The organism is Affinirhizobium straminoryzae (assembly GCF_007004135.1).
In the GTDB taxonomy this organism is placed as follows: Bacteria; Pseudomonadota; Alphaproteobacteria; order Rhizobiales; family Rhizobiaceae; genus Neorhizobium; species Neorhizobium straminoryzae.
The window spans coordinates 183627-204817 of the sequence record NZ_VJMG01000047.1; the positions used below are offsets into that span (position 1 = coordinate 183627).

General features: G+C 64.3%; 23 protein-coding genes. 18 read left to right on the forward strand and 5 right to left on the reverse strand.

Translation table 11 applies throughout. From position 1 onward, the window contains the following. Nucleotides 1–3 precede the first annotated feature (3 nt). The 4 genes from FNA46_RS16765 (at nucleotide 4) to FNA46_RS16780 (ending at nucleotide 2143) form a co-directional block, all read left to right on the forward strand. Nucleotides 4–183: a hypothetical protein gene (locus FNA46_RS16765; protein ID WP_143126348.1), complete on the forward strand. Its 180-nt coding sequence runs from the start codon at nucleotides 4–6 to the stop codon at nucleotides 181–183. 87 nt (nucleotides 184–270) lie between these two features. Then, on the forward strand, nucleotides 271–663 hold the full coding sequence (locus FNA46_RS16770) for a group II truncated hemoglobin (RefSeq protein WP_143126349.1): 393 nt from the start codon (nucleotides 271–273) through the stop codon (nucleotides 661–663). Between the two features lie 2 nt (nucleotides 664–665). Next, nucleotides 666–1037: a DUF423 domain-containing protein gene (locus FNA46_RS16775; RefSeq protein WP_143126350.1), complete on the forward strand. Its 372-nt coding sequence runs from the start codon at nucleotides 666–668 to the stop codon at nucleotides 1035–1037. Nucleotides 1038–1162: 125 nt separating this feature from the next. Then, entirely contained in the window at nucleotides 1163–2143 is a 981-nt protein-coding gene (locus FNA46_RS16780; RefSeq protein ID WP_185969885.1) for a sensor histidine kinase, read from the forward strand. A 48-nt stretch (nucleotides 2144–2191) separates the two neighbouring features. On the opposite strand, the gene FNA46_RS16785 is transcribed toward FNA46_RS16780, so the two are convergent. Next, nucleotides 2192–2836, reverse strand: a complete 645-nt coding sequence (locus FNA46_RS16785; protein ID WP_143126352.1) for a TetR/AcrR family transcriptional regulator — start codon at nucleotides 2834–2836, stop codon at nucleotides 2192–2194. 204 nt (nucleotides 2837–3040) lie between these two features. Between FNA46_RS16785 and FNA46_RS16790 the strand changes: the two genes are divergently transcribed. Further along, nucleotides 3041–4327: an MFS transporter gene (locus FNA46_RS16790; protein WP_143126353.1), complete on the forward strand. Its 1287-nt coding sequence runs from the start codon at nucleotides 3041–3043 to the stop codon at nucleotides 4325–4327. 68 nt (nucleotides 4328–4395) lie between these two features. Next, the gene (locus tag FNA46_RS16795; RefSeq protein WP_143126354.1) at nucleotides 4396–6867 is read left to right on the forward strand and encodes a beta-glucosidase; all 2472 of its coding nucleotides are present in this window, start codon (nucleotides 4396–4398) and stop codon (nucleotides 6865–6867) included. Between the two features lie 90 nt (nucleotides 6868–6957). On the opposite strand, the gene FNA46_RS16800 is transcribed toward FNA46_RS16795, so the two are convergent. After that, nucleotides 6958–7185 (reverse strand): HP1242/YdcH family protein, encoded by a 228-nt coding sequence (locus FNA46_RS16800; protein ID WP_143126355.1) that lies wholly within the window; start codon nucleotides 7183–7185, stop codon nucleotides 6958–6960. Nucleotides 7186–7253: 68 nt separating this feature from the next. On the opposite strand from FNA46_RS16800, the gene FNA46_RS16805 reads away from it, so the two are divergent. Then, nucleotides 7254–8210, forward strand: a complete 957-nt coding sequence (locus tag FNA46_RS16805) for a hydrogen peroxide-inducible genes activator (RefSeq protein WP_281288959.1) — start codon at nucleotides 7254–7256, stop codon at nucleotides 8208–8210. An 89-nt stretch (nucleotides 8211–8299) separates the two neighbouring features. Here the strand turns inward: FNA46_RS16805 and FNA46_RS16810 are convergent, their stop codons facing one another. After that, the gene (locus FNA46_RS16810) at nucleotides 8300–9751 is read right to left on the reverse strand and encodes an aldehyde dehydrogenase (RefSeq protein ID WP_143126356.1); all 1452 of its coding nucleotides are present in this window, start codon (nucleotides 9749–9751) and stop codon (nucleotides 8300–8302) included. A gap of 311 nt (nucleotides 9752–10062) precedes the next feature. On the opposite strand from FNA46_RS16810, the gene FNA46_RS16815 reads away from it, so the two are divergent. The 5 genes from FNA46_RS16815 (at nucleotide 10063) to kduD (ending at nucleotide 14587) form a co-directional block, all read left to right on the forward strand. Beyond that, nucleotides 10063–10980, forward strand: coding sequence for a helix-turn-helix domain-containing protein (locus tag FNA46_RS16815; protein ID WP_143126357.1), 918 nt, complete (start codon nucleotides 10063–10065; stop codon nucleotides 10978–10980). Between the two features lie 220 nt (nucleotides 10981–11200). Next, on the forward strand, nucleotides 11201–12169 hold the full coding sequence (locus FNA46_RS16820) for an alpha/beta hydrolase family protein (RefSeq protein WP_143126358.1): 969 nt from the start codon (nucleotides 11201–11203) through the stop codon (nucleotides 12167–12169). Nucleotides 12170–12271: 102 nt separating this feature from the next. Next, nucleotides 12272–12931: a GntR family transcriptional regulator gene (locus tag FNA46_RS16825; RefSeq protein ID WP_246103142.1), complete on the forward strand. Its 660-nt coding sequence runs from the start codon at nucleotides 12272–12274 to the stop codon at nucleotides 12929–12931. A gap of 42 nt (nucleotides 12932–12973) precedes the next feature. After that, the gene (kduI, locus tag FNA46_RS16830) at nucleotides 12974–13822 is read left to right on the forward strand and encodes a 5-dehydro-4-deoxy-D-glucuronate isomerase (protein ID WP_143126360.1); all 849 of its coding nucleotides are present in this window, start codon (nucleotides 12974–12976) and stop codon (nucleotides 13820–13822) included. A 12-nt stretch (nucleotides 13823–13834) separates the two neighbouring features. Further along, complete coding sequence (gene kduD / locus FNA46_RS16835; RefSeq protein WP_143126361.1) at nucleotides 13835–14587, forward strand: 2-dehydro-3-deoxy-D-gluconate 5-dehydrogenase KduD; 753 nt, start codon at nucleotides 13835–13837, stop codon at nucleotides 14585–14587. 80 nt (nucleotides 14588–14667) lie between these two features. On the opposite strand, the gene FNA46_RS16840 is transcribed toward kduD, so the two are convergent. Together FNA46_RS16840 and FNA46_RS16845 are read right to left on the reverse strand one after the other, a co-directional pair. Beyond that, on the reverse strand, nucleotides 14668–15216 hold the full coding sequence (locus FNA46_RS16840) for an invasion associated locus B family protein (RefSeq protein ID WP_185969886.1): 549 nt from the start codon (nucleotides 15214–15216) through the stop codon (nucleotides 14668–14670). 163 nt (nucleotides 15217–15379) lie between these two features. After that, nucleotides 15380–15604 (reverse strand): hypothetical protein, encoded by a 225-nt coding sequence (locus FNA46_RS16845; protein ID WP_143126363.1) that lies wholly within the window; start codon nucleotides 15602–15604, stop codon nucleotides 15380–15382. A gap of 480 nt (nucleotides 15605–16084) precedes the next feature. On the opposite strand from FNA46_RS16845, the gene FNA46_RS16850 reads away from it, so the two are divergent. The 6 genes from FNA46_RS16850 to FNA46_RS16875 form a co-directional block, all read left to right on the forward strand. Next, nucleotides 16085–16684: an SCO family protein gene (locus tag FNA46_RS16850; RefSeq protein ID WP_143126364.1), complete on the forward strand. Its 600-nt coding sequence runs from the start codon at nucleotides 16085–16087 to the stop codon at nucleotides 16682–16684. A 397-nt stretch (nucleotides 16685–17081) separates the two neighbouring features. Further along, nucleotides 17082–18131 carry a phosphate ABC transporter substrate-binding protein PstS gene (gene pstS / locus FNA46_RS16855; RefSeq protein WP_244618039.1) on the forward strand — a complete coding sequence of 350 codons (1050 nt, stop codon included), beginning with the start codon at nucleotides 17082–17084 and terminating at the stop codon, nucleotides 18129–18131. A 90-nt stretch (nucleotides 18132–18221) separates the two neighbouring features. Further along, on the forward strand, nucleotides 18222–19199 hold the full coding sequence (pstC, locus tag FNA46_RS16860) for a phosphate ABC transporter permease subunit PstC (RefSeq protein WP_143126366.1): 978 nt from the start codon (nucleotides 18222–18224) through the stop codon (nucleotides 19197–19199). Next, nucleotides 19199–20050 (forward strand): phosphate ABC transporter permease PstA, encoded by an 852-nt coding sequence (gene pstA / locus FNA46_RS16865; protein WP_425468770.1) that lies wholly within the window; start codon nucleotides 19199–19201, stop codon nucleotides 20048–20050. The genes pstC and pstA overlap by 1 nt, the downstream gene beginning before the upstream one ends. Before the next feature lie 3 nt (nucleotides 20051–20053). Continuing rightward, a complete protein-coding gene (pstB, locus tag FNA46_RS16870) occupies nucleotides 20054–20848 on the forward strand; it encodes a phosphate ABC transporter ATP-binding protein PstB (protein WP_143126367.1) in 795 nt (264 codons plus the stop codon). 32 nt (nucleotides 20849–20880) lie between these two features. Continuing rightward, nucleotides 20881–21191, forward strand: a 311-nt coding sequence (locus tag FNA46_RS16875; RefSeq protein WP_281288960.1) for a phosphate signaling complex PhoU family protein, incomplete at its 3' end; no start/stop codon positions are given.

A 21191-nucleotide genomic window follows, 5' to 3' on the forward strand; every position in this document is an offset into this window, starting at 1 on the left:
GTGATGACCGCGAACAGCAAGCCGGAACGTGCCGTCGGCGAGGAAACGGCACCCGCAACGCGCCGTCAAGGCACCATTCCAGCCGGTCCCGACGCCCGCTCGAAGGTCGATCCGGACAAGACACCCGGCACCGGCGCCCTGCCGGCAACCGATGCCCGCGAGATCGATCCAGGCTCGGAATAACCATACCCGCCGCCCTGCGGCGCCTTGCCCGCTTGCGGCGGGGCGCCGGCCCGTCTAGACCTCCTGCGAAGCAGAACGGGACGGGACATGAGCGGCGAGACCATTACGCTGTATGAAGCGATCGGCGGAGACGAGACCGTGCGGGCCCTCACCCGCCGGTTCTACGAGCTCATGGACACGCTGCCCGAGGCGGCGCGCTGCCGCGCCATCCATCCGCAGGATCTCAGCGGCAGCGAGTCCAAGCTTTACGATTATCTCACCGGCTATCTCGGCGGCCCCCCTGTCTATGTGGAGAAATACGGGCATCCGCGCCTGCGCGCCCGCCATTTTGGCGCGCCCATCGGCGCGGCGGAGCGCGACGAGTGGCTGCTCTGCTTTTCGCGCGCCATGGAGGAAACGATCGCCAATTCCAAGCTGCGCGAGATCATCTGGGCGCCCGTCGAGCGGCTGGCCCAGCACATGCAGAACCGGGAGGAGTGAGCATGCGCGCCCTCGACAGTCTTCGCCCGTTGATCCTGATGCTCTCCGGCTTTCTCGGCGCGAGCGGCGTGGTGCTGGCCGCGGCCGCCAGCCATGGCGGCGACGCCCACCTTCTCGGCAATGCCTCCACCATGTGCCTTGCCCATGCGCCGGTGCTGCTGGCTCTTTGTCTCGGGCATGGCATGGTTCGCACGGCAACGCTTGCCGCGCTGGTGCTCAGCCTTGGTACGGTTCTCTTCGCCGCTGATCTGGTCGTTCGGCATCTTGGCTCTGCCGGCCTCTTTCCGATGGCCGCGCCAAGCGGCGGTCTGCTGATGATCCTCGGCTGGCTGATCGTTGCGGCCGGCGCCTTTTTTCGCACAAAAAGCGAGTAGAAGCCCCCGCAAGCAATCCTGCCTTGCGTCAGCCTCGGGGCACGCAAAATGGCTAGGATCTGTTGCCATGCGACGTCTAGGAATTTCGAAACGTTCGAATATTCTGACGGCGTTCGGAGATGAGGATGGGCCAGATCAAGATCCAGGTGGGGGACTCCTGGTGGATGTTGCTGATACCGCGCAGGCGGCCGACATTGCTTGTCGGCCAGCTGATCGCACTTGGCTGCGCGGCAGTTGCAATCGGGCTGTGGTTCCTGCTCAGTTCCGTTCTGCTCGGTGCGCCCTTCATTACATTTTTTCCCTTTATCGTGGTGGCCACGGCCTGGGGCGGGCGCGCCGGCGGCATGATGCTGATGGTCTACGGCGTGGCGTTTGCCATCATCGTGTGGCTGACCATCCGTCAGGTCGGCCTGCCGAGCGCGCTTCTCTCCTCCACCGTCTTTACGCTGTTCGGCGCGCTGACGGTGGGAATCATTCATGCCATGCATGTCCTGATGGCCGCCCTTGAGAAGGCCGAGGCACAGGCGGAGGTGCTGGCACGCGAGATGCGCCACCGGGTGGGCAACATCATGCAGCTGGTGCAGGCGATTGCCCAGATGACCGCGCGCTCCTGCAACGATCTCAGCGAATTCATGCCGCGCTTCGAGGGGCGCATGCGGGCGCTTTCAGAGGCGCATCGCATGTCATCCGGCCAGAATGCCATGCCGAACGATCTGGAGGCGATGCTGCGCATCCTGCTTTCCGCCTATGATCCCGAGCGGCTGCGACTGATCGGCCCCGCCTGCAGTCTGGATGCCGACACAGCACCGCGGGTGGCGCTGGTGATCCATGAACTCGCCACGAACGCAGCAAAATATGGCGCTCTTTCCGTGCCTTACGGCGTGGTGCGCATCGAATGGCAATTGCTGCCGGAAACGCTGGAACTTGTCTGGCGCGAAGAAGGCGGTCCCCCGGTCAGCACGCCAACCCGCAAGGGATTCGGTTCGCGGTTGATTACGGCAAGCCTTGCGCCCGGAGGCGGCGCGGCCGAACTGCAGTTCGAGCCGGCGGGGCTCCGGTGCACGTTGCGGCTGCCGCGACCGGTTGCGCCACCAGCAAAGCTGTGACCTCTATCGAAGGATCGGATCGCAGAGGCGTTCAGCCGCCGGTGGGATCTACCCGAGGGCGATGTCGGCGATCAGCCGATCCACATAGGCGCGGAAGATTGCCACCATGTCGATCGCATCCGGCGCCCTCAGCCACAGCATCTGCAGGCCGTCCATCATCGAAATCAGCTCGGCGGCCAGAGCCCGTGCATCGACATCCGGACGGATCTCGCCACTCTCGATGCCACGCTGCAAGGTCTGTGAAAGGCTGAGGCTCACGCTGCGGACGCGATTGCCGAACCAGCCGGCGGCTGGATGATCCCGCGTCAGGCTCTCGGCATTGAGGATCGCAAAGGTTCGCACCACACCCGGGATATGCGTATTGGCCTGCACCACCTCGACAAGCGCAGACAACAGCGCGCGCCAGGAGAGATCCGGCCCTCCCAGTACCTTCACGCTCTCCAGATCGCGCCGCTCCAGAATGGCGAGGAGCAGATCCACCTTGGTGGGAAAATAGTGGATGAGGCCCGGCAGGGAGAGGCCCACCTCCTGGGCGATGGCAGCAAACGAGGCGTTCTGATAGCCGTCATCGGCGAACTGCCGCATGGCCGCCTGCAGGATCTGCTCGCGCCGCTCTTCACCCTTGGGCGATTTGCGCCGCTTCGGTGGTGCCGCCTGCCCGGCCTTCTGCCGGTTCTGTCCCGTGCCGTCCATTCGGCCTTCCTCGCTCGCTCTCTCGTTCTTTTATTCGGAATTCAGAAAACGGCAACAGCAGCGAATGGCGGTGATGCCTGCGTCATTTGCCGGCCTTCCTTGTTCCACCCGCGACCCCGTGGCCGATTGACTCTTTAAAAATACCGATTACGCGGTAGGTTTAACAGCTATCACCGTGCGTGACAGCGTCGTGGAGGATTTTTCATGTCTTTTTCGCATACGCAGGGCGTTGCGCCGGCGGGCGCGGTCGCCGCCAAAGAGGGCGACGAGGTCAGCCTTACCTTCATCATCGGCTATGCTCTGGCGAGCCTCGGCTTCTATGTGGCTGTGATGACGCCGGTCGCGATGACGCTTGCGATCCGCGTCAACGCCATCGATGCCGCCGGCAAGGGCGCAAGCCTCGGCGCCATTCTGGGCGCCGGCGCGCTCTTCGCCCTCTTCGCCAATCCCGTTTTCGGGCAGCTCTCCGATCGCACCCGCAGCCGTTTCGGCCGTCGCAAGCCCTGGATGATCGGCGGCGTACTGGCCGGCAGCCTGGCACAGCTGGTGATCGCCTATTCCTCCAGCCTTCTCGTCATCGGGATTGCCTGGTGCCTTGTTCAGGCCGCCTATAATGCCATGCTCGCCGCGCTGGTGGCCGTCGTCGCCGATCAGGTGCCGGAGCGTCAGCGCGGCCTGGTCTCGGCGCTGGCCGGAATGTCGGTCTACGTCGCCCTTTTGCTCGGCAGCGCCATCATCGCGCTCACCGGCACCCACGGCACCACCATGTTCCTGCTGCCGACCGCCATCGGCCTCGTCGCTGTCGGCGGCTTCTGCCTCGTCCTGAAGGACCGACCGACCGATCGCGATACGCGCCCGCAGGCGCCGCTTCTGCCGGAGCTTGCCGGCAGTTTCTGGGTGAACCCGGTCAAGCATCCCGATTTCGGCTATGCCTGGCTCAGCCGCTTCCTCGTCTTCTTCGGCTTTGCGGTGCTGACCTCCTACCAGGTCTATTACCTGATGGACCACCTCAAGGTGCCGCAGGAGCGGATCGGCGACATCATGTTCGTCTCCACCCTGATCACCACCGTCTTCGTCGTCGGCTCGTCCTTCGGCTCCGGCTATCTCTCCGACCGGCTCGGACGCCGCAAGGCCTTCGTGCTGGCCGCTGCCATGACCTATGCACTCGGCATCGCCATCATCATCCTCGCCGGCAGCCTCACGGTCTTCTATGCCGGCGTCGCCGTCGCCTCGATCGGCTTCGGCGTCTACATGGCCGTCGATCAGGCACTGGTGGTGGATGTGCTGCCGGACCGCGAGACGCATGCGGCAAAGAACCTCGGCGTGCTCAACATCGCCAATGCCGTGCCGCAATCGATCGCGCCGGCGGTGGCGCCGCTGCTGCTTGCGATCGGCAATGCCGGCGAAAACTATCCCGCGCTCTATGCCGCAGCCGCCTTCAGCGCCTTCCTCGGTGCGCTCGCCATCGCGCCGGTGCGCGGCGTGCGCTGACCCTCGTTCCCGGTCCGGCGGCAGGATCGATCCCCGCCGGCCGCACCCCTTTGACCCCGGAGGACTGCATGATTGACGAGCTTCTGAACACGATGACGCTGGAAGAGCAGGTATCGCTGCTGGCCGGCGCGGATTTCTGGACGACCGTGCCGGTGGAGCGGCTCGGCGTGCCGAAGATCAAGGTCTCGGACGGGCCGAACGGCGCGCGCGGCGCGGGCTCGCTGGTCGGCGGCGTGAAGGCTGCCTGCTTTCCGGTGGCGATCGCGCTCGGCGCCAGCTGGAACCCGGCGCTCGTTGAACGAATGGGCGTGGCGCTGGCCGGCCAGGCGAAAAGCAAGGGCGCCTCGGTGCTGCTGGCGCCGACCGTCAACATCCATCGTTCCGGCCTCAACGGCCGCAATTTCGAATGCTATTCGGAAGATCCGCTGCTAACCGCCGAGCTGGCGGTCGCCTATATCCAGGGCGTGCAGTCGCAAGGCGTCGCCGCCACCATCAAGCACTTCGCCGGCAATGAATCGGAAATCGAGCGGCAGACCATGTCGTCGGACATCGACGAACGGTCGCTCAGGGAAATCTATCTTCTGCCCTTCGAAAAGGCAGTGAAGACGGCCCGTGTGATGGCCGTGATGTCCTCCTACAACCGGCTGAACGGCACCTATACCAGCGAGCATCCCTGGCTGCTGACCGAGGTTCTGCGGCAGGACTGGGGGTTTGACGGCATCGTGATGTCGGACTGGTTCGGCTCGCATTCCACCGCCGAGACCGTCAATGCCGGCCTCGATCTCGAAATGCCGGGGCCGACCCGTGACCGCGGCGAAAAGCTGGTGCAGGCGGTGAAGGACGGCCAGGTTGCGCCCGAGACGGTGCGCGAGGCCGCCCGCCGCATCCTGACGCTGCTGGGGCGTGTCGGCGCCTTTGAGCAGGCACCGGATCTCTCCGAACACGCGCTCGACCTCCCGGAAGACCGGGCACTGATCCGCCGGCTCGGCGCCGAAGGCGCGGTGCTTCTGAAGAATGACGGCATCCTACCGCTGACAAAGACCTCGCTCGAGCAGATCGCTGTGATCGGCCCGAATGCTGCCGAGGCAAGGGTTATGGGGGGCGGCAGCGCCCAGATCAACGCGCATTACCGCGTCTCGCCCCTGGAGGGCATTCGCGCGGCGCTGTCGAATGCCAACAGCATCCGCCACGCTGCCGGCTGCCGCAACAACCGCCTCACCCGCGTCTTTGCCGGCGAGCTGACGGTGGAATATTTTGCCGGCACGCTGTGCCAGGGCATGCCGGTTGCCACGGAACGCAGCGAAAAGGGCGAGTTCTTCTGGTTCGACCTGCCACATGCCGCACTGAAGCTCGATGACTTCTCGGTCCGTGTCACCGCCACCTTCCGCGCCGAGGAGAGCGGCGAGCATGTGTTCGGCATGACCAATGCCGGCCTTGCCCGGCTCTATCTCGACGGCGAGCTGGTGGTGAACGGCGATGACGGCTGGACACGCGGCGAGAACTATTTCGGCACCGCCAATACGGAGCTGCGCACGCCGGTGATGCTGGAAGCCGGCCGCACCTATCGCCTGACCGTCGACTATCTGTCGCCACCGCCGAAGGAAGAGGGAATCACCATCACGGCGCTGCGCTTCGGCCTCGAAAAGCCGCTCGGCGACCAGGCGATCGAGGACGCCGTCGCGGAGGCCGCCGCCTCGGATGTCGCCGTGCTCTTCGTCGGGCGCGATGGCGAATGGGATACCGAGGGCCTCGACCTGCCGGATATGCGCCTGCCCGGCCGCCAGGAGGAACTGATCGAACGGGTGACTGCGGCCAATCCCAACACTGTCGTGGTGCTGCAGACCGGCGGCCCGGTGGAAATGCCGTGGCTCGACAAGGTGCGCGGCGTTCTGCAGGTCTGGTATCCGGGCCAGGAACTCGGCCATGCCGTCGCCGATCTGCTGTTCGGCGATGCGGAGCCCGGCGGGCGCCTGCCGCAAACCTTCCCGAAACAGCTTGCCGACAATTCCGCAATCACCGGCGATCCCGCGATCTATCCCGGCCAGAACGGGCATGTGCGCTATGCGGAAGGGGTCTTCGTTGGTTATCGCCACCACGACAGCCGTGGCGTGGAACCGCTCTTCCCCTTCGGCTTCGGCCTTGGCTACACCCGGTTTGCCTGGAGCGAGGCCCGCGCATCAGCAAAGGACATGGGTGCCGACGGCATCACCGTGGAGGTGGATGTCACCAATATCGGCGACCGGCGCGGATCCGACGTCGTGCAGCTTTACGTGAAGCCGCTCTCCTCGGCCATCGAGCGGCCGGAGAAGGAGTTGCGCGCCTTTGCCAAGCTGGAACTCGGGGCCGGCGAAACCGGGACGGCGAGGCTCACGATCAAGCCCCGCGACCTCAGCTATTTTGACGTCGAAGCCAGAGCGTTCCGCGCCGAGGCCGGCGACTACGACGTGCTGATCGCCGCGAGCGCCACCGATATCCGCAGCCGCATTGCCATCCGCAATCCGGCCGTCTGGCTGGCAGCAGCATCGGACCGCAGCATCTGACCTCAGGCAGCAGGCGCGGGCGAGACGGCATGACCGCCTCGCCCGCAGCGCAGGGCAAGCGTTACGGCGCACTTCCTGCGCATTTCCCGGTCACGGAACCGCAAAGCCGGGGTTCAGCCGGCGACGCCGCACCACGACCAGCGGCTTTCCAAGGCGACCGGCCCGTTCGAGAAATTCGATCTGCTCCCGGATGCGAAGCCTGATCTTCTTGAGTGCCATGATGCGCAGGCCATCCGGTCTCCTTGCGCGCTGCTCATGGTCGATCTTGTCGTCAATGACGGAATGCCGAGCTTTCAGGGCCTTCAGCAGGGGGTTCATCGCGTCGTCTCCTTTCTGACAGAAAGACTATGACGCATCAGGATCAATAGCTCCAATTCATTGACAGAATGATCCTGATAGTTACTGTCTATCGCATGCCCTATCGCCCGACCCATCGACAGCTGGAATATCTGGTCGCGCTGGAAACCACCCGCCATTTCGGCCGCGCGGCGGAGATGTGCCATGTCTCCCAGCCAACGCTCTCCGTCCAGATCGCGCTTCTGGAGAAGCAACTCGGCGTCAGCCTGGTGGAGCGCACGCCGGGCGCCATTGCCATGTCGGCGATGGGCGAAGAGATCGCCGCCGCCGCGAAATCGGTACTTGCCACGCTGGACGAGATCGTGACGCTCGCGTCTGCCGGTCGCGACAATCTCGGCTCACTGATCCGGCTCGGCACCGTCCCCACCTTCGGCCCTTACTTCCTGCCGCACTTCCTGCCACAACTGCACCGGCTCTATCCGTCGCTGCGCATGCATGTGCGCGAGGAGCGGCCAGCGCTGCTGGAGGAACAGGTGCGCACCGGCGTGGTCGATTGCGCGCTCGGCCAGCGCCCGCAGGACGAGGAAGCATTTCTCTTCGAGGAGGTCTGCGTCGAGCAGATCTTCCTCGGCGTCGCCGGCAACCATCCCCTGGCAAGCCGCGAATTCGTGAAACTGAAGGATCTGAAGGGCGAGCCGCTTCTGACGCTGGGACGTGGTCATCGGCTTCTGGAAAACGTGCGCGAACTCGCCGCACTCTCCGGTGCCACCATGGCGGAAAACTATGAGGGCACGAGCCTCGATGCGCTGCGCCAGATGGTGTCGATCGAAATGGGGCTCTCGCTGTTTCCGGAATTCTACGCGCGCTCGGAAATCATGGCCGATCGCGGCCTCAAGCTTCTGACCATCCGCGACTGGCCGGCCCGGCGCGACATCGGCTTCTTCTGGCGCCGCAGCAGTGCACGCAGCCCGCATTTCCGGCAGCTGGCCATGCTGGCCCGCAAGACGGCCGCCGATCATCTCGCGATACGGGCCGCAGCGCCCTGATCGGACCCTTCACAGAGAATGCCTGAAAAATGGAAAAGGCGGCCGCTGATCGCGACCGCCCTCATCGTCAGAAACCGGCGAAATCCCGATCAGATAGGGTAATGCAGGTGGCCGTCCTGGATGGTGATCCAGCGCAGTTCGGTGAACTCGTTGATGCCGGCCTTGCCGCCGAATCGGCCATAGCCGGAGGCCTTGGTGCCGCCGAACGGCATCTGCGCCTCGTCATGCACGGTCGGGCCGTTGATGTGGCAAATGCCGGATTCGATGCGGCGGGCCACCGCCATCGCCCGGTTGACATCCTTGCCGAAGACAGCCGCCGAGAGGCCATATTCGGTGTCGTTTGCCACCCGCACCGCTTCATCGACAGAGCCGACGCGCACGATGCTGGCGACCGGGCCGAAGCTTTCCTCGCCATAGATGCGCATGGCAGGCGTGACGCGGTCAAGCAGGATCGCATCGACGATCGTGCCCTCGATGCGGCCGCCGGCCACCTGCACGGCGCCCTTGGACACGGCATCGCGCACCAGCTGGTCGAGACGCTGTGCGGCATGCGCATCAACGACCGAGCCAAGCGGGGTATCGCCCTTGCCGGGATCGCCGGCCTTCAGCGTGGCAACCTTGGCGGCGAGGGCGGCGACGAACTGGTCGGCGATCCTGTCATCGACGATGATGCGCTCGGTCGACATGCAGATCTGGCCCTGGTTCATATAGGCGCCGAAGGCAGCGGCCGCGACGGCCTCATCGAGATCGGCATCATCAAGCACCACGAACGGCGCCTTGCCACCGAGTTCGAGCAGCGCCGGCTTCAGATGACGACCGGCGGTTTCGGCGATGATGCGGCCGACGCGGGTCGAACCGGTGAAGTTGACGCGACGCACCGCCGGATGGGCGATCAGCGCTTCCACGATCTCGCCGGCATCTTCCGGCGCGTTGGAAATGGCATTCAGCACGCCTTCCGGCAGGCCGGCCTCATGCAGGGCATCCACGATCAGGCGGTGCGTGCGCGGGCAGATTTCCGAGGTCTTCAGCACCACCGTATTGCCGCAGGCAAGCGGCAGCGCGATGGAGCGGACGCCAAGAATGACCGGCGCATTCCACGGCGCCATGGAGAGGATGACGCCGGCCGGCTGGCGCACGGCCATGGCGAGCGTGCCCGGACGGTTGGACGGGATCACCTCGCCGCTGATCTGGGTCGTCATGGAGGCGGCTTCGCGCAGCATGTCGGCGGCCAGCATCACGTTGAACATCGCCCAGCCGGCAGTCGCCCCGGTTTCGGCAGCCATGGCGTCGACGAAGTCCGGTGCCTTGGCCTGCAGGCTGTCGGCAGCGGCCATCAGCACCTTGCGGCGGGTAGCGGGATTGGTGGCAGCCCAGGCCGGAAACGCTGCGGCGGCGGCATTGGCGGCAGCGCGCGCATCTTCCACGGAAGCCGCAGCCACCTTGGTCGCCACCTCGCCGGAAATGGGGTTCAGCCGCTGGAAGCTGCGGCCGTCGATGGCCTCCACTTCCGCATTGTTGATCTTGAAGCCGAGAACGGTCATGGTTTTTCCTCTGTCTCTTCCCGAAACTCTGTTGCCAATCCATCATGCGCGACTGACAGGCCGCGGCGCGGCGAAGCCGACGCCACGCGATCGTTCCAGTCCAGCCGAACGGGCGGACAGGGATCGTCACTCTGCAATCTCGTTCACGATGGCCTCCCAAAACCCATTACGGGTTTCAGACCGTGTCGCATGGGCAATCTCCTCCTCGCACCGCGCATCACGATGAGACAACAGTAGCGCCATGCCCCGGGCGACCAAATAGACAATTACAGGAGAAACTTGTACTTTTCACGGGATGGAGGGACGAGTGTATGCCTGAGACGATCCGCAAGACGGCAGAGCCTTCGGTAGCAGAGGCGCAACCCGCCACATCCACCGATGCGCAGCTGTTCGGCGGCGCGCTGTCGCGGACCGAATGGAGCCTCAGGGGCCATCGCAACCGTCTCTTCGTGCTGTGCGCCGGAAGCGGCCAGATCCGGCTCTCGCGCCGCGCCCAGCCGATCTCCCAGCCACTCACCGGGCCGTGCCTGCTCTGGCTGCCGGCGGGCGAACAGGGCGTGCTCACCATTGAGGCCGGCGGCGACGGCGGGGCGCTTGCCGTTCCCGATCCGATGCTGGGCGCGGCCATGCCGACCGGAACGGCCTATGCGCCGGTGCGCGACGCGATCTCGCGACCCGTTCTCGGCACACGCCTGACGCTGACCGTCGCCCGCCGGCTGACCGCCACCATCGGCATCATCGGGGAGGAGGCCGCGGCCGGCAACGGCCTTGCCGGCGCAGACGAGGCGATCCGCCACCATCTGGCGCTGGTGCTGATCGCGCTGTGGCGTGTCGCGGCTCCGCTGCCGGCCCAGCCGCGCCCCTCACCGCGCATCATCGTGCGCAGCTTCGTGCAGCTGGTCGATGCGCATATGCGCGAGCACTGGACGGTGCCGGATTATGCTGAGGCGCTGGGCGTCACGGCGGACCGGCTGAACACCGCCGTGCGCCGCGCCACCGGCCGCACGCCGGTGGATTTCATCCATAACCGGCTTGCCGCCGAGGCCGCCATCCTGCTCGACGGCTCGCCATTGCAGATCGCCGAGATCGCCGATGCGCTGGGTTTTCGCGATGCCGCCTATTTCAGCCGCTTCTTCAAGAGGATGGCCGGGCTTTCGCCGCGCGCCTATCGGGAGGGCCTGTCGCAACGGCGGACGCTCGCCGAAACGAGTTATGCCGCCTGGCCCTGACAGTCTGACAGCCTGACAGCTCCCTGCGACCACGGCCCAGCAACCACGACGCGGCAAGCGCCGCCTCAGACCAAGGGCGAACTTGGCGGCGACCTGCGGCTTGCCTAGAGTTGAGCGGGGAACTGCCCCCCATGCAGACAGGTGAGAGCGAGAGCCCCCCGACTCCGTCTGGCTCACACTGGACGAAGCCGAGTTCGAGGGCCCCCGGGAGGATGTCAGAATGGACGCGTCACAGACAGGCGGCGACGCACCCGCACGACTGCCGCATGGAGCCGGCCGCCCCGTCCGCTTTCCGGCAACGGACGGTTATCCGCTGGGCGGTTTCCTGTGGCAGGCGGAACGGGCAGAGGCGTCACCACGGCCGGTGGTCGTCATCACCTCCGCCACTTCGGTGCGGTGCCGCTACTATGCGCGCTTCGCCGCCTATCTGTTCGAGCACGGCTTCGACGTTTTGACCTATGATTATCGCGGCATCGACCAGTCCCGCCCCGCCCGCCTCCGAGGCTTTGCGGCGGACTGGGCGGATTGGGGCGAGAAGGATTGCGAGGGCGCGCTGCGCTTTGCCGCAAATCACTTCGGCCCGCGGCCGATCTCGATCGTCGCCCATTCCATCGGCGGCTTTGCGCTGGGTCTCGCGCCGTCGACGCAAGGCGTGAAGCGGATCTTCACCGTCGGCGCGCAATATGCCCACTGGCGCGATTATGCATCGCAGCCGAAATATCGCATGCTGTTTAAATATCATGCCGTGATGCCGCTGCTGACCGCGCTCTTCGGTTACTTCCCCGCCAAGCGGCTCGGCTGGATGGAGGATACGCCGGCGGGCGTCGTGCGCGACTGGAGCCGGATGCGCGCCCGCTTCGAAGATACGATCCGGCCCGGTCGCAGGATCGATGGCCGCCGCGAGGCAGACATGCTGAAGGACCGCATGGCGCGCATCACCGCGCCCATTCTCGCGGTTGGCCTCAGCGACGATCCGCATGGCACGATCCCGGCCGTCGGCAGGCTGCTCGCTTATTTCAGCGCCAGCGAGCGAACCCACCTGCATCTCAATCCCGCCGACATCGGCCATCCGGCCATTGGCCATTTCGCCTTCTTCCACGACCGCTTCCGCGACACGCTGTGGCCGCTGGCGCTCGCCTGGCTTGAGGACGGCATCGTGCCAGACCGCTTCCGCCATCGTCTGCTCTGACCGCCCCCCGCCGGCCTTCGATGAGCAAGCCGGCCTCTGCCGGTTGCACATATCTGTATGATATTGTATGGAAGTGTACACGAGAGCGAGGGAGGTCGGCGCGTGGCATCGGAAAGCATGGCGCACAAGGTGGAGCGGCAGTTGCGCGGCGATATTCTGACGCTTGCGCTCCCGCCGGGCGCACGCATTTCCGAACAGGAGATCGGCGAGCGCTACGGTTCGTCCCGTCAACCCGGTCGCGAGGCATTGATCGCGCTCGCCAAGAGCCGGCTGGTCGAGATCCTGCCGCAGCGGGGCGCGGTGGTGGCGAAGATCTCCGTCGCCAAGCTGATGCAGGCGGCCTTCATCCGCGAAACCATCGAAACGGCCGTGGTGCGCACCGCCTGCAACGCCTTTCATTTTCATGCCCGCACGCGGCTTGCCGATTGCCTGAAGGAGCAGGAGCGCGCCGCCGGTACCGGAGACCGGGCAGAATTCCGCCGCTACGATGACCTCTTCCACAAGACGCTCGCCGAAGGCGCCGGTCTGCCGATGGCCTGGAGTGTGGTGGGGGATCTGAAGGCGCATATCGACCGGGCCTGCTGCCTTTCGCTGCATGCACCGGACACGCTTGCCAAACTGATAGCCGAACATCAGGCGATCGTGGCGGCCATCGACACCAGAGATCCGGCGGCCGCAACGGCCGCCATGACCACGCATCTGTCCGAACTGCTGCACGACCTGCCCCGGCTGGAAGCGCAGCATCCGGATCTCTTCGAATAGACGCAAATCCGTCGACGAAAGCCCAAGGGAGTTAGAACAACCATGACGACCACGATACAGACGCGCCATGCGGTGCATTACACCCAGTCGGAAACGATGACGAGCGCCGAACTGCGCGACACCTTCATGATCGAAACGCTGTTTGCCGCCGGCGAAATCCATGCGGCCTACACCCATTACGACCGCATGCTGGTGGCCGGCGCCATGCCGACCACCGCCCCGCTGACGATCGGCGCCGATCTCGCCAAGACGGTCGGCACCGATTACCTGCTGGAGCGCCGCGAGCTTGGTCTCATCAATATCGGCGGCAAGGGCAAGGTGGTCGCCGACGGCACGACCTACGCGCTGGATTTCCAGGACGGCCTCTATCTTGGCATGGGCGTGCGCGAGATCGCCTTCGAAAGCGAAGACAGCGCCAACCCGGCCAAGTTCTACATCAACAGCGCGCCGGCGCATGCCAGCTTCCCCTCGCGCATCGTTACCAAGGCCGACGCAATCGAGAACCATCTGGGCGACCAGCTGACCTGCAACAAGCGCAAGCTCTACCAGTACATCCACCCGAAGGTGCTCCCCACCTGCCAGCTGCTGATGGGCCTGACGCGGTTGGAACCCGGCAGCGTGTGGAACACCATGCCCGCCCATCTGCATGACCGCCGCATGGAAGCCTATCTCTATTTCGAAATCCCGGAGGATGCCTTCGTCGTGCATCTGATGGGCCGCCCGCAGGCGACCAGCCATCTCATCCTGCGCAGCGAACAGGCCGTCCTGTCGCCGCCCTGGTCCATCCATTGCGGCTCCGGCACCGCCTCCTACGCCTTCATCTGGAGCATGGCCGGCGACAACCAGTCCTTCACCGACATGGACTTCGTGCCCATGAAGGACCTCAAGTAAGGATCGCAGGCTATGAATCTCTTTGATCTCACCGGAAAGCGCGCGCTGGTCACCGGCGCCCGCACCGGCCTCGGCCAGGGGCTGGCGCTGGCGCTGGCGAAAGCCGGCGCCGATATCATTGCGCTCGGCTCCCGCCCGATGCCGGACACCGAAGCCAAGGTGAAGGCGCTCGGCCGCGGCTTCGAGGAGGTGGTCTACGACCTTGCCGACCCCTCGGGCCTCGATGCCGTGGTGGCGGATCTCACCGCGCGCGGCACCATCGACATCCTCGTCAACAATGCCGGCCAGATCCGTCGTGCCGACTTCACGGAGCTTTCCGAGAAGGACTGGGACGACATCATGAACATCAACCTGAAAAGCACCTTCGTGCTCTCGCAAGGGGTGGTGCGGCACATGCTGGACAAGGGCATTGCCGGGCGCATCGTCAACATTGCGTCGCTGCTCTCCTTCCAGGGCGGCATTCGCGTCGCCTCCTACACCGCCAGCAAGCATGCGGTGGCGGGGCTCACCAAGCTGATGGCCAATGAACTGGCAGCCAAGGGCATTACCGTGAACGCCATCGCGCCGGGCTACATGGATACCGACAATACGGAGGCGCTGCGCAACGACCCGAACCGCAGCCGCTCCATCCTCGAGCGCATTCCGGCCGGCCGCTGGGGCGAGCCTTCCGATCTCGACACGGCCGTGCTGTTTTTCGCCTCACCGGCCAGCGGCTACGTGACCGGCCAGATTCTGGCGGTGGATGGCGGCTGGCTCGCCCGCTGACGCATAACCGCCTCGACGCAACACGGCCGGGCCTTCCGCAGGAGGCCCGGCCGTGTGTTTTGGCGGACGAAGTCCGTTGCTTAGGGCGCCAGTTGCGCGGCCCGCGCCAGGGCTGCCGAAAAGCCCTTGAGAGAGAGACGCATCGGTAGCGCCTCGCCGGTGGCAAGCGTCAGCGCCTGGATTTTCAGCACCGGCGCCGTCTTCATCGCGCTGACGAGCACCGGATCCAGCCTGATCGGCACGATGCAGCCATCCGGCACGCAGGTGGAAAAGGGAAAGCGCTGCACCGGCCCGGCATCGCCGAGGGAAAGGCCCGCACCATCGGCCAGCTTCAGCCCGAACGGCAGCAGCAGGGCGCCATCGATGCGCCCGCCGCGCGGCATCAACTCGGCCGCCAGCATGGCGCGGCCGGTCGTGCCGTCGCTCTGCTCCTGGCGCAGCACGCAGCCAACGACACCGTTCTGCGCCCGGCAGGCCACCACCCAGTCTTCAAAAGTCTCCACCAGAGAGCCGACACCACCTGGCAATTGCGCCGCCATGACCCGCTCGACCGTGAGGGACGGCACAAGCCCCAAGGTCAGCACCAAGCTGGCGAGTGCCCGCAGCGCCACGACACGCCACATCATCATCGATTTCCGCATGCGACACCGCACGATTTCTGCTGCCACAAGGCCCCGTCGCACGACGCACGAAGCCGCCCGCCGATTGACACGACCGGCGGGCGGCTTCAAGCAGAAATCGAAGCAAATCAATCTTGCCCACACGCCTCCGGCGCAGGGCGGTGCGAAGGCATCAACTGTTGTCGTTTGCCGCCATCGGACGGCGTTCGATCTTGCCGACCACCATCTCGATCATTTCCTCGCTGAGATCGAAGCCGTGGCGATGCCCCTCCGCGATGAACATGTCCATGAAGGTCTTGATGTCGGGCGCGCTGGCCAGCTGGGACATGGTGAGCGGATCGCGGCGCACTGCGCCGTAGAACTCGATCACCGAATTCGATGTCGTGTTTCCTGCCATGCGAAATCCTCCCAAGATGTCCTACAGCGATACAGCGTTATACTTGCTGGATTGATATCGCACACCTGAAGCGAAAGAGGCAAGTCGATAGAGTGAATGGTAAGATGTTGTATTTCCCGACACAGGAAAGGAGAAACATGACCTTTTGTCGGAAGCACGGATCCACATCGCAAGTTATGCCTCTTCTGTTCCCAGTTGACTGAAGCAATGGGCCGGACAGGAAATTCTTTCTTTTGTGTTAACGTGCGACCGGCTCGAAGAACGTTATACAATGTACCGATACCCCTGCGGCAAAACGCCCGTCGGGTTGACGAAGGTTTGAGGTGCCAAGCGGTACACGAGCGCGCGGGAAGCGTATAAGGAAAGCTCCAGCCACCCAGGCCTTCCGGAACCGACCGATCCACGGCCGGCGGGCAGAGACGAGATGATACGGGATCGCACGCACTGCCGGCAGAGAAGGCCGGCCAAGGACGACGCCGAATGAGCCATGCCCCCTTGCGCATTGCAGCCCTCACCGCCGCGGGTCTGTTCGTCACCCTGCTGGTCGCCATCATGATCTGGGTTTCTGCCGACAGCGCCCGCGCCCGCCCTGGTCCCTTCGAGGCCAAGTTCTCGCTGATCGATGACCGAGGCAACACGGTTGACCAGACCCTGTTCCACAAGGGCCCGTCGCTCGTCTATTTCGGTTATACCCACTGCCCGGAAATCTGCCCGACCACGCTGTTCGAGGTGGCCGGCTGGCTGAACCAGCTTGGAACGGAGGGCAAGGCATTGAACGCCTACTTCTTCACCGTGGATCCCGAGCGTGACACGAAAGAGGTCATGCACAGCTACGTCACCTCCATCACCGACCGCATCACCGGTGTCACCGGCGACCGCAAGGAGCTGCAGAAGGTGCTGGACGGCTGGATGATCTACGCGTCACGCAGCTATGGCGACGACAGCGATTACCATATGAACCACACGACATCCCTGCTGCTGATCGGTGCGGACGGCCGGTTGAAGGGGATGATCCCCTATGGCGCGGATAACGAAGAAGCTCTTGCCAAGATCCGCAGCACCCTGCTCAAACACGGCTGACCGTTGCTTGCCGGCGTCCGTGGTCCGTTCGCCGGACGCCTTCCACATCCCTCAGAGAACATGTGGCAGGTTCGCCAATCGACGCGAGAGGATTGACGGACTTGCACGCCTGCGTCGCTTGCTCCCCGGCAGGAAAGGCATAAGGTACGTATATTGCGCCCGAAACGGGAAAATTTCCAGAAATATAAAATTACTTTTTGTCCATTTTTATTTTGACATCAAAATATTGACCGTCGATTGAGTTCATATATCAAAATACAACGTTGCGACGCACACCGTCTATACATGCCTTTTTCTTGCCACGATATTGTCATGTGAGCTTCATTCAGCGGGTCTAATCCGCATTTCGTCGCCGATGCGGCGTCTTGCACTCTGAACAAGAGAGATCCCCATGAATATGCTCCTTCGCAAATTGGCGCTGACCACCGCGCTGATCGCAGCTGTTCCGTTTGTCACTGCTGCCCAGGCGGCAGACATTTCCGGCGCCGGCGCCACCTTCCCCTACCCGATCTACGCAAAGTGGGCCGACGCCTACAAGAAGGAGACGGGCATCGGCATGAACTACCAGTCCATCGGTTCCGGTGGCGGCATCAAGCAGATCAAGGCCAAGACGGTCACCTTCGGCGCGTCCGACGCGCCGCTGAAGGGCGATGAGCTGAACGAAGCGGGCCTGGCCCAGTTCCCGATGGTCATGGGCGGCATCGTTGCCGTCGTGAACCTGAAGGACATCAAGCCGGGCGAACTCGTGCTCGACGGCCAGGTGCTGGCCGATATCTTCATGGGCAAGATCACCAAGTGGGACGACGAAGCCATCAAGAAGCTGAACCCGAAGGTCAAGCTTCCGTCGAAGGCCATCGCTGTCGTTCACCGTTCGGACGGCTCCGGCACCACCTACAACTTCAGCTACTATCTCGGCGATGTTTCCGCCGACTGGAAGAGCAAGGTCGGCGTCAACACGGCTCTCGAATGGCCGGTCGGCATCGGCGCCAAGGGCAATGAAGGCGTTGCCAACAACGTCTCCCAGACGGACGGCGCCATCGGCTACGTCGAATATGCCTATGCCAAGCAGAACAAGCTGACCTATACCGACATGATCAACAAGGAAGGCAAGAAGGTTTCGCCGAAGGCCGAAGCCTTCTCGGCTGCCGCCGCCAACGCCGACTGGTCCAGCCAGCCGGGCTATGGCGTGATCCTTGCCAACCAGCCGGGCGCCACCTCCTGGCCGATGACGGCTGCCACCTGGATCCTGGTCTACAAGCACCCGGACGACGCGGCCGCCACCACCGACGCGCTGAAGTTCTTTGCCTGGTCCTACGCCCATGGCGAGAAGATGGCTGCCGAGCTCGACTACGTTCCGATGCCGGAAAAGGTCGTCAAGAGCGTCGAAGCTATGTGGCAGAAGGACGTGACCGGCAAGGACGGCAAGCCGCTGTTCGCCGCCAAGTAAGCGCTTTCGCGCATCGCACGGGAAGGGACGCCCGCCGTGGCGCCCCTTTCCGCCCCACCTGTTTCCCGGCCGGATGATGGAGATCAGCCCATGAGTGCTGCAGGCGCGGAGCGGCAAGACAGCCGCCGCGAGAGGATCGTGCGACAATTCGCGCTGACCGACGTGATCTTTCGCGAGGTATCGCGTCTGGCGGCCGTTGTGGTGCTCGCTTTGCTCGGCGGCGTGGCGCTGTCGCTCGCACTCGGCTCCTGGCCGGCGCTCTCCACCTTCGGCGCAGGCTTCCTCACCACCGAAAGCTGGAATCCCGTCACGGAGAAATTCGGTGCGCTGGCACCGATCTACGGCACGCTTGTGACGTCTGCCGTGGCGATCCTGCTCGCGGTCCCGATCGGCATCGGCATTGCCGTTTTCCTGACCGAACTCTGCCCGCGCCCGCTGCGCCGGCCGATCGGCATCGCCATCGAGTTGCTCGCCGGCATTCCCAGCATCATCTACGGCATCTGGGGCCTGTTCGTCTTCGCGCCCTTCCTGCAGGCCACCCTGCAGCCCTTCGTCATCGACGCCTTCGCCGATATCCCCGTTCTGTCCAGCCTGTTTGCCGGCCCGCCCTATGGCATCGGCATGCTGACCTCGGCGCTGATCCTCACCATCATGGTGCTGCCCTTCATCACCTCGATCACCAAGGACGTGTTCGACACGGTGCCGTCGATCCTGAAGGAATCGGCCTATGGCATCGGCTGCACGACCTGGGAGGTCATCAGCCACATCGTGATCCCCTATACGCGGGTCGGCATCATGGGCGGCGTCATGCTGGGTCTCGGGCGTGCGCTCGGCGAAACCATGGCCGTCACCTTCGTCATCGGCAATGCGCACCGCGTCAATGCCTCGCTGTTTGCGCCGGGCACGACGATCTCCGCCACCATCGCCAACGAATTCACCGAGGCGGATGGCGTGCTTTACACCTCCTCGCTGATTGCGCTCGGCCTGATCCTGTTCTTCATCACCTTCATCATCCTGGCTCTAGCGCGCTTCATGCTGATGCGCATCGACCGGAAAGCAGGAGCCTGATGCCCATGTCGTCCGTCACCTATCCGCGTCGCAAGCTCACCAACAGCATCATGATGGGACTCTGCGTGCTGGCAGCCGCGATCGGCATCGCCTGGCTCGCCCTGATCCTCGGCGCGCTGCTCTACAAGGGGATCGCCGGTCTGTCGCTCGGCGTCTTCACGCAGATGACCCCGCCGCCCGGCGAAGCAGGCGGCCTGCTGAACGCCATTGCCGGCAGCCTGGCCATGTCGATCATCGCCATGCTGGTCGGCACGCCGATCGGCATTCTGGCCGGTACCTTCATGGCCGAATACGGCCGCTTCAGCCGGCTGACCGTCATCGTGCGCTTCATCAACGACATCCTGCTTTCGGCGCCCTCCATCGTCGTCGGCCTCTTCGTCTACGAGATGCTGGTGGTGCCGATGGGGCATTTCTCCGCCATCGCCGGTTCCTTCGCGCTCGCCGTGCTGGTCATACCCGTGATTGTGCGCACGACCGAGGACATGTTGAACCTCGTGCCGAACGCGCTGCGCGAGGCCGGCACTGCGATCGGTGCGCCGCGCTGGATCGTCATCCGCTCGGTCGCCTATCGCGCCGCCTCGTCCGGCATCGTCACCGGCATCCTGCTCGCCATCGCCCGCATTTCCGGCGAGACGGCGCCACTTCTGTTCACCGCCCTCAACAACCAGTTCTGGAGCAGCAATCTGAATGCTCCGATGGCAAGCCTGCCGGTCACCATCTTCCAGTTCGCGCTCAGCCCCTATGAGGAATGGCAGCAACTGGCCTGGACCGGTGCCCTCATCATCACGCTCACTGTTCTTGGCCTCAGCATCGTGGCCCGCAGCCTCACCGGACGCAAGGAGGATCGATAAGTCATGATATCCGCCGAGAAACCCGCCACACAGACGGCAGCCGGCCCCGCCAAGATCGAAATCAGGAACCTGAATTTCTACTACGGCGAGACGAAAGCGCTGAAAAGCATCAACATGGCGCTGCCGGCCCGTTCGGTTACCGCCTTCATCGGTCCGTCGGGCTGCGGCAAGTCCACGCTGCTGCGCGTGCTGAACCGCATCTACGAACTCTATCCGCGCCAGCGCGCCGAGGGCGAGGTGCTGGTCGACGGCAAGAACATTCTCGACCGTTCGCAGGATCTCAACATGCTGCGCACCAAGGTCGGCATGGTGTTCCAGAAGCCGACGCCCTTCCCGATGTCGATCTACGAGAACATCGCCTTCGGCATCCGCCTCTACGAGAGCCTGTCAAAGGCCGATATCGACGAGCGCGTCGAGGCAGCGCTGCGGCGCGCGGCACTCTGGAACGAGGTGAAGGACAAGCTGAATGCCAGCGGCCTCAGCCTTTCCGGTGGCCAGCAGCAGCGCCTGTGCATTGCCCGTACGGTTGCCGTGAAGCCGGAAATCATCCTGCTTGACGAACCGGCCTCGGCGCTCGACCCGCTCTCGACCGCCAAGATCGAGGAACTGATCGACGAACTGCGCGCCGACTACACGATCGTCATCGTCACCCACAACATGCAGCAGGCCGCCCGCGTCTCGCGCCAGACCGCCTTCATGTATCTCGGCGAGCTCGTGGAATTCGACGACACTTCGAAGATCTTCACCTCGCCGCAGCAGAAGCGCACGCAGGACTACGTCACCGGCCGCTTCGGCTGATCGAAGCCTCCTTGCCAGGAAAGGGAAAAGCCATGCCCTCCAGCCATATTCTGTCAGCCTTTGACGAAGACCTGAAATACCTGAACCGCCGGATTTCCGAGATGGGTGGTCTGGCCGAGGAGATGTGCGGCGCAGCCGTGCGCGCGCTGGTGAATTCGGATGCGGCGCTTGCCCAGAAGATCATCTCGGACGACGTGATCCTCGACAATGCCGAGCGCGAGATCCAGGAAAAGGCGATCGTGACGATCGCGCGGCGCCAGCCGATGGCCGGCGACCTGCGCGAGATCATCGGCGTGCTGCGCATTGCCGCCGACCTGGAACGCGTCGGCGATCTCGGCAAGAA

What these genes read in the sequence shown, in the direction of transcription:
- FNA46_RS16765 (WP_143126348.1), top strand. Translation starts at nt 4, where the DNA reads ATGACCGCGAACAGCAAGCCGGAACGTGCCGTCGGCGAGGAAACGGCA.
- FNA46_RS16770 (WP_143126349.1), top strand. Translation starts at nt 271, where the DNA reads ATGAGCGGCGAGACCATTACGCTGTATGAAGCGATCGGCGGAGACGAG.
- FNA46_RS16775 (WP_143126350.1), top strand. Translation starts at nt 666, where the DNA reads ATGCGCGCCCTCGACAGTCTTCGCCCGTTGATCCTGATGCTCTCCGGC.
- FNA46_RS16780 (WP_185969885.1), top strand. Translation starts at nt 1,163, where the DNA reads ATGGGCCAGATCAAGATCCAGGTGGGGGACTCCTGGTGGATGTTGCTG.
- FNA46_RS16785 (WP_143126352.1), bottom strand. Translation starts at nt 2,836, where the DNA reads ATGGACGGCACGGGACAGAACCGGCAGAAGGCCGGGCAGGCGGCACCA.
- FNA46_RS16790 (WP_143126353.1), top strand. Translation starts at nt 3,041, where the DNA reads ATGTCTTTTTCGCATACGCAGGGCGTTGCGCCGGCGGGCGCGGTCGCC.
- FNA46_RS16795 (WP_143126354.1), top strand. Translation starts at nt 4,396, where the DNA reads ATGATTGACGAGCTTCTGAACACGATGACGCTGGAAGAGCAGGTATCG.
- FNA46_RS16800 (WP_143126355.1), bottom strand. Translation starts at nt 7,185, where the DNA reads ATGAACCCCCTGCTGAAGGCCCTGAAAGCTCGGCATTCCGTCATTGAC.
- FNA46_RS16805 (WP_281288959.1), top strand. Translation starts at nt 7,254, where the DNA reads ATGATCCTGATAGTTACTGTCTATCGCATGCCCTATCGCCCGACCCAT.
- FNA46_RS16810 (WP_143126356.1), bottom strand. Translation starts at nt 9,751, where the DNA reads ATGACCGTTCTCGGCTTCAAGATCAACAATGCGGAAGTGGAGGCCATC.
- FNA46_RS16815 (WP_143126357.1), top strand. Translation starts at nt 10,063, where the DNA reads ATGCCTGAGACGATCCGCAAGACGGCAGAGCCTTCGGTAGCAGAGGCG.
- FNA46_RS16820 (WP_143126358.1), top strand. Translation starts at nt 11,201, where the DNA reads ATGGACGCGTCACAGACAGGCGGCGACGCACCCGCACGACTGCCGCAT.
- kduI (WP_143126360.1), top strand. Translation starts at nt 12,974, where the DNA reads ATGACGACCACGATACAGACGCGCCATGCGGTGCATTACACCCAGTCG.
- kduD (WP_143126361.1), top strand. Translation starts at nt 13,835, where the DNA reads ATGAATCTCTTTGATCTCACCGGAAAGCGCGCGCTGGTCACCGGCGCC.
- FNA46_RS16840 (WP_185969886.1), bottom strand. Translation starts at nt 15,216, where the DNA reads ATGATGATGTGGCGTGTCGTGGCGCTGCGGGCACTCGCCAGCTTGGTG.
- FNA46_RS16845 (WP_143126363.1), bottom strand. Translation starts at nt 15,604, where the DNA reads ATGGCAGGAAACACGACATCGAATTCGGTGATCGAGTTCTACGGCGCA.
- FNA46_RS16850 (WP_143126364.1), top strand. Translation starts at nt 16,085, where the DNA reads ATGAGCCATGCCCCCTTGCGCATTGCAGCCCTCACCGCCGCGGGTCTG.
- pstS (WP_244618039.1), top strand. Translation starts at nt 17,082, where the DNA reads ATGCTCCTTCGCAAATTGGCGCTGACCACCGCGCTGATCGCAGCTGTT.
- pstC (WP_143126366.1), top strand. Translation starts at nt 18,222, where the DNA reads ATGAGTGCTGCAGGCGCGGAGCGGCAAGACAGCCGCCGCGAGAGGATC.
- pstA (WP_425468770.1), top strand. Translation starts at nt 19,199, where the DNA reads ATGCCCATGTCGTCCGTCACCTATCCGCGTCGCAAGCTCACCAACAGC.
- pstB (WP_143126367.1), top strand. Translation starts at nt 20,054, where the DNA reads ATGATATCCGCCGAGAAACCCGCCACACAGACGGCAGCCGGCCCCGCC.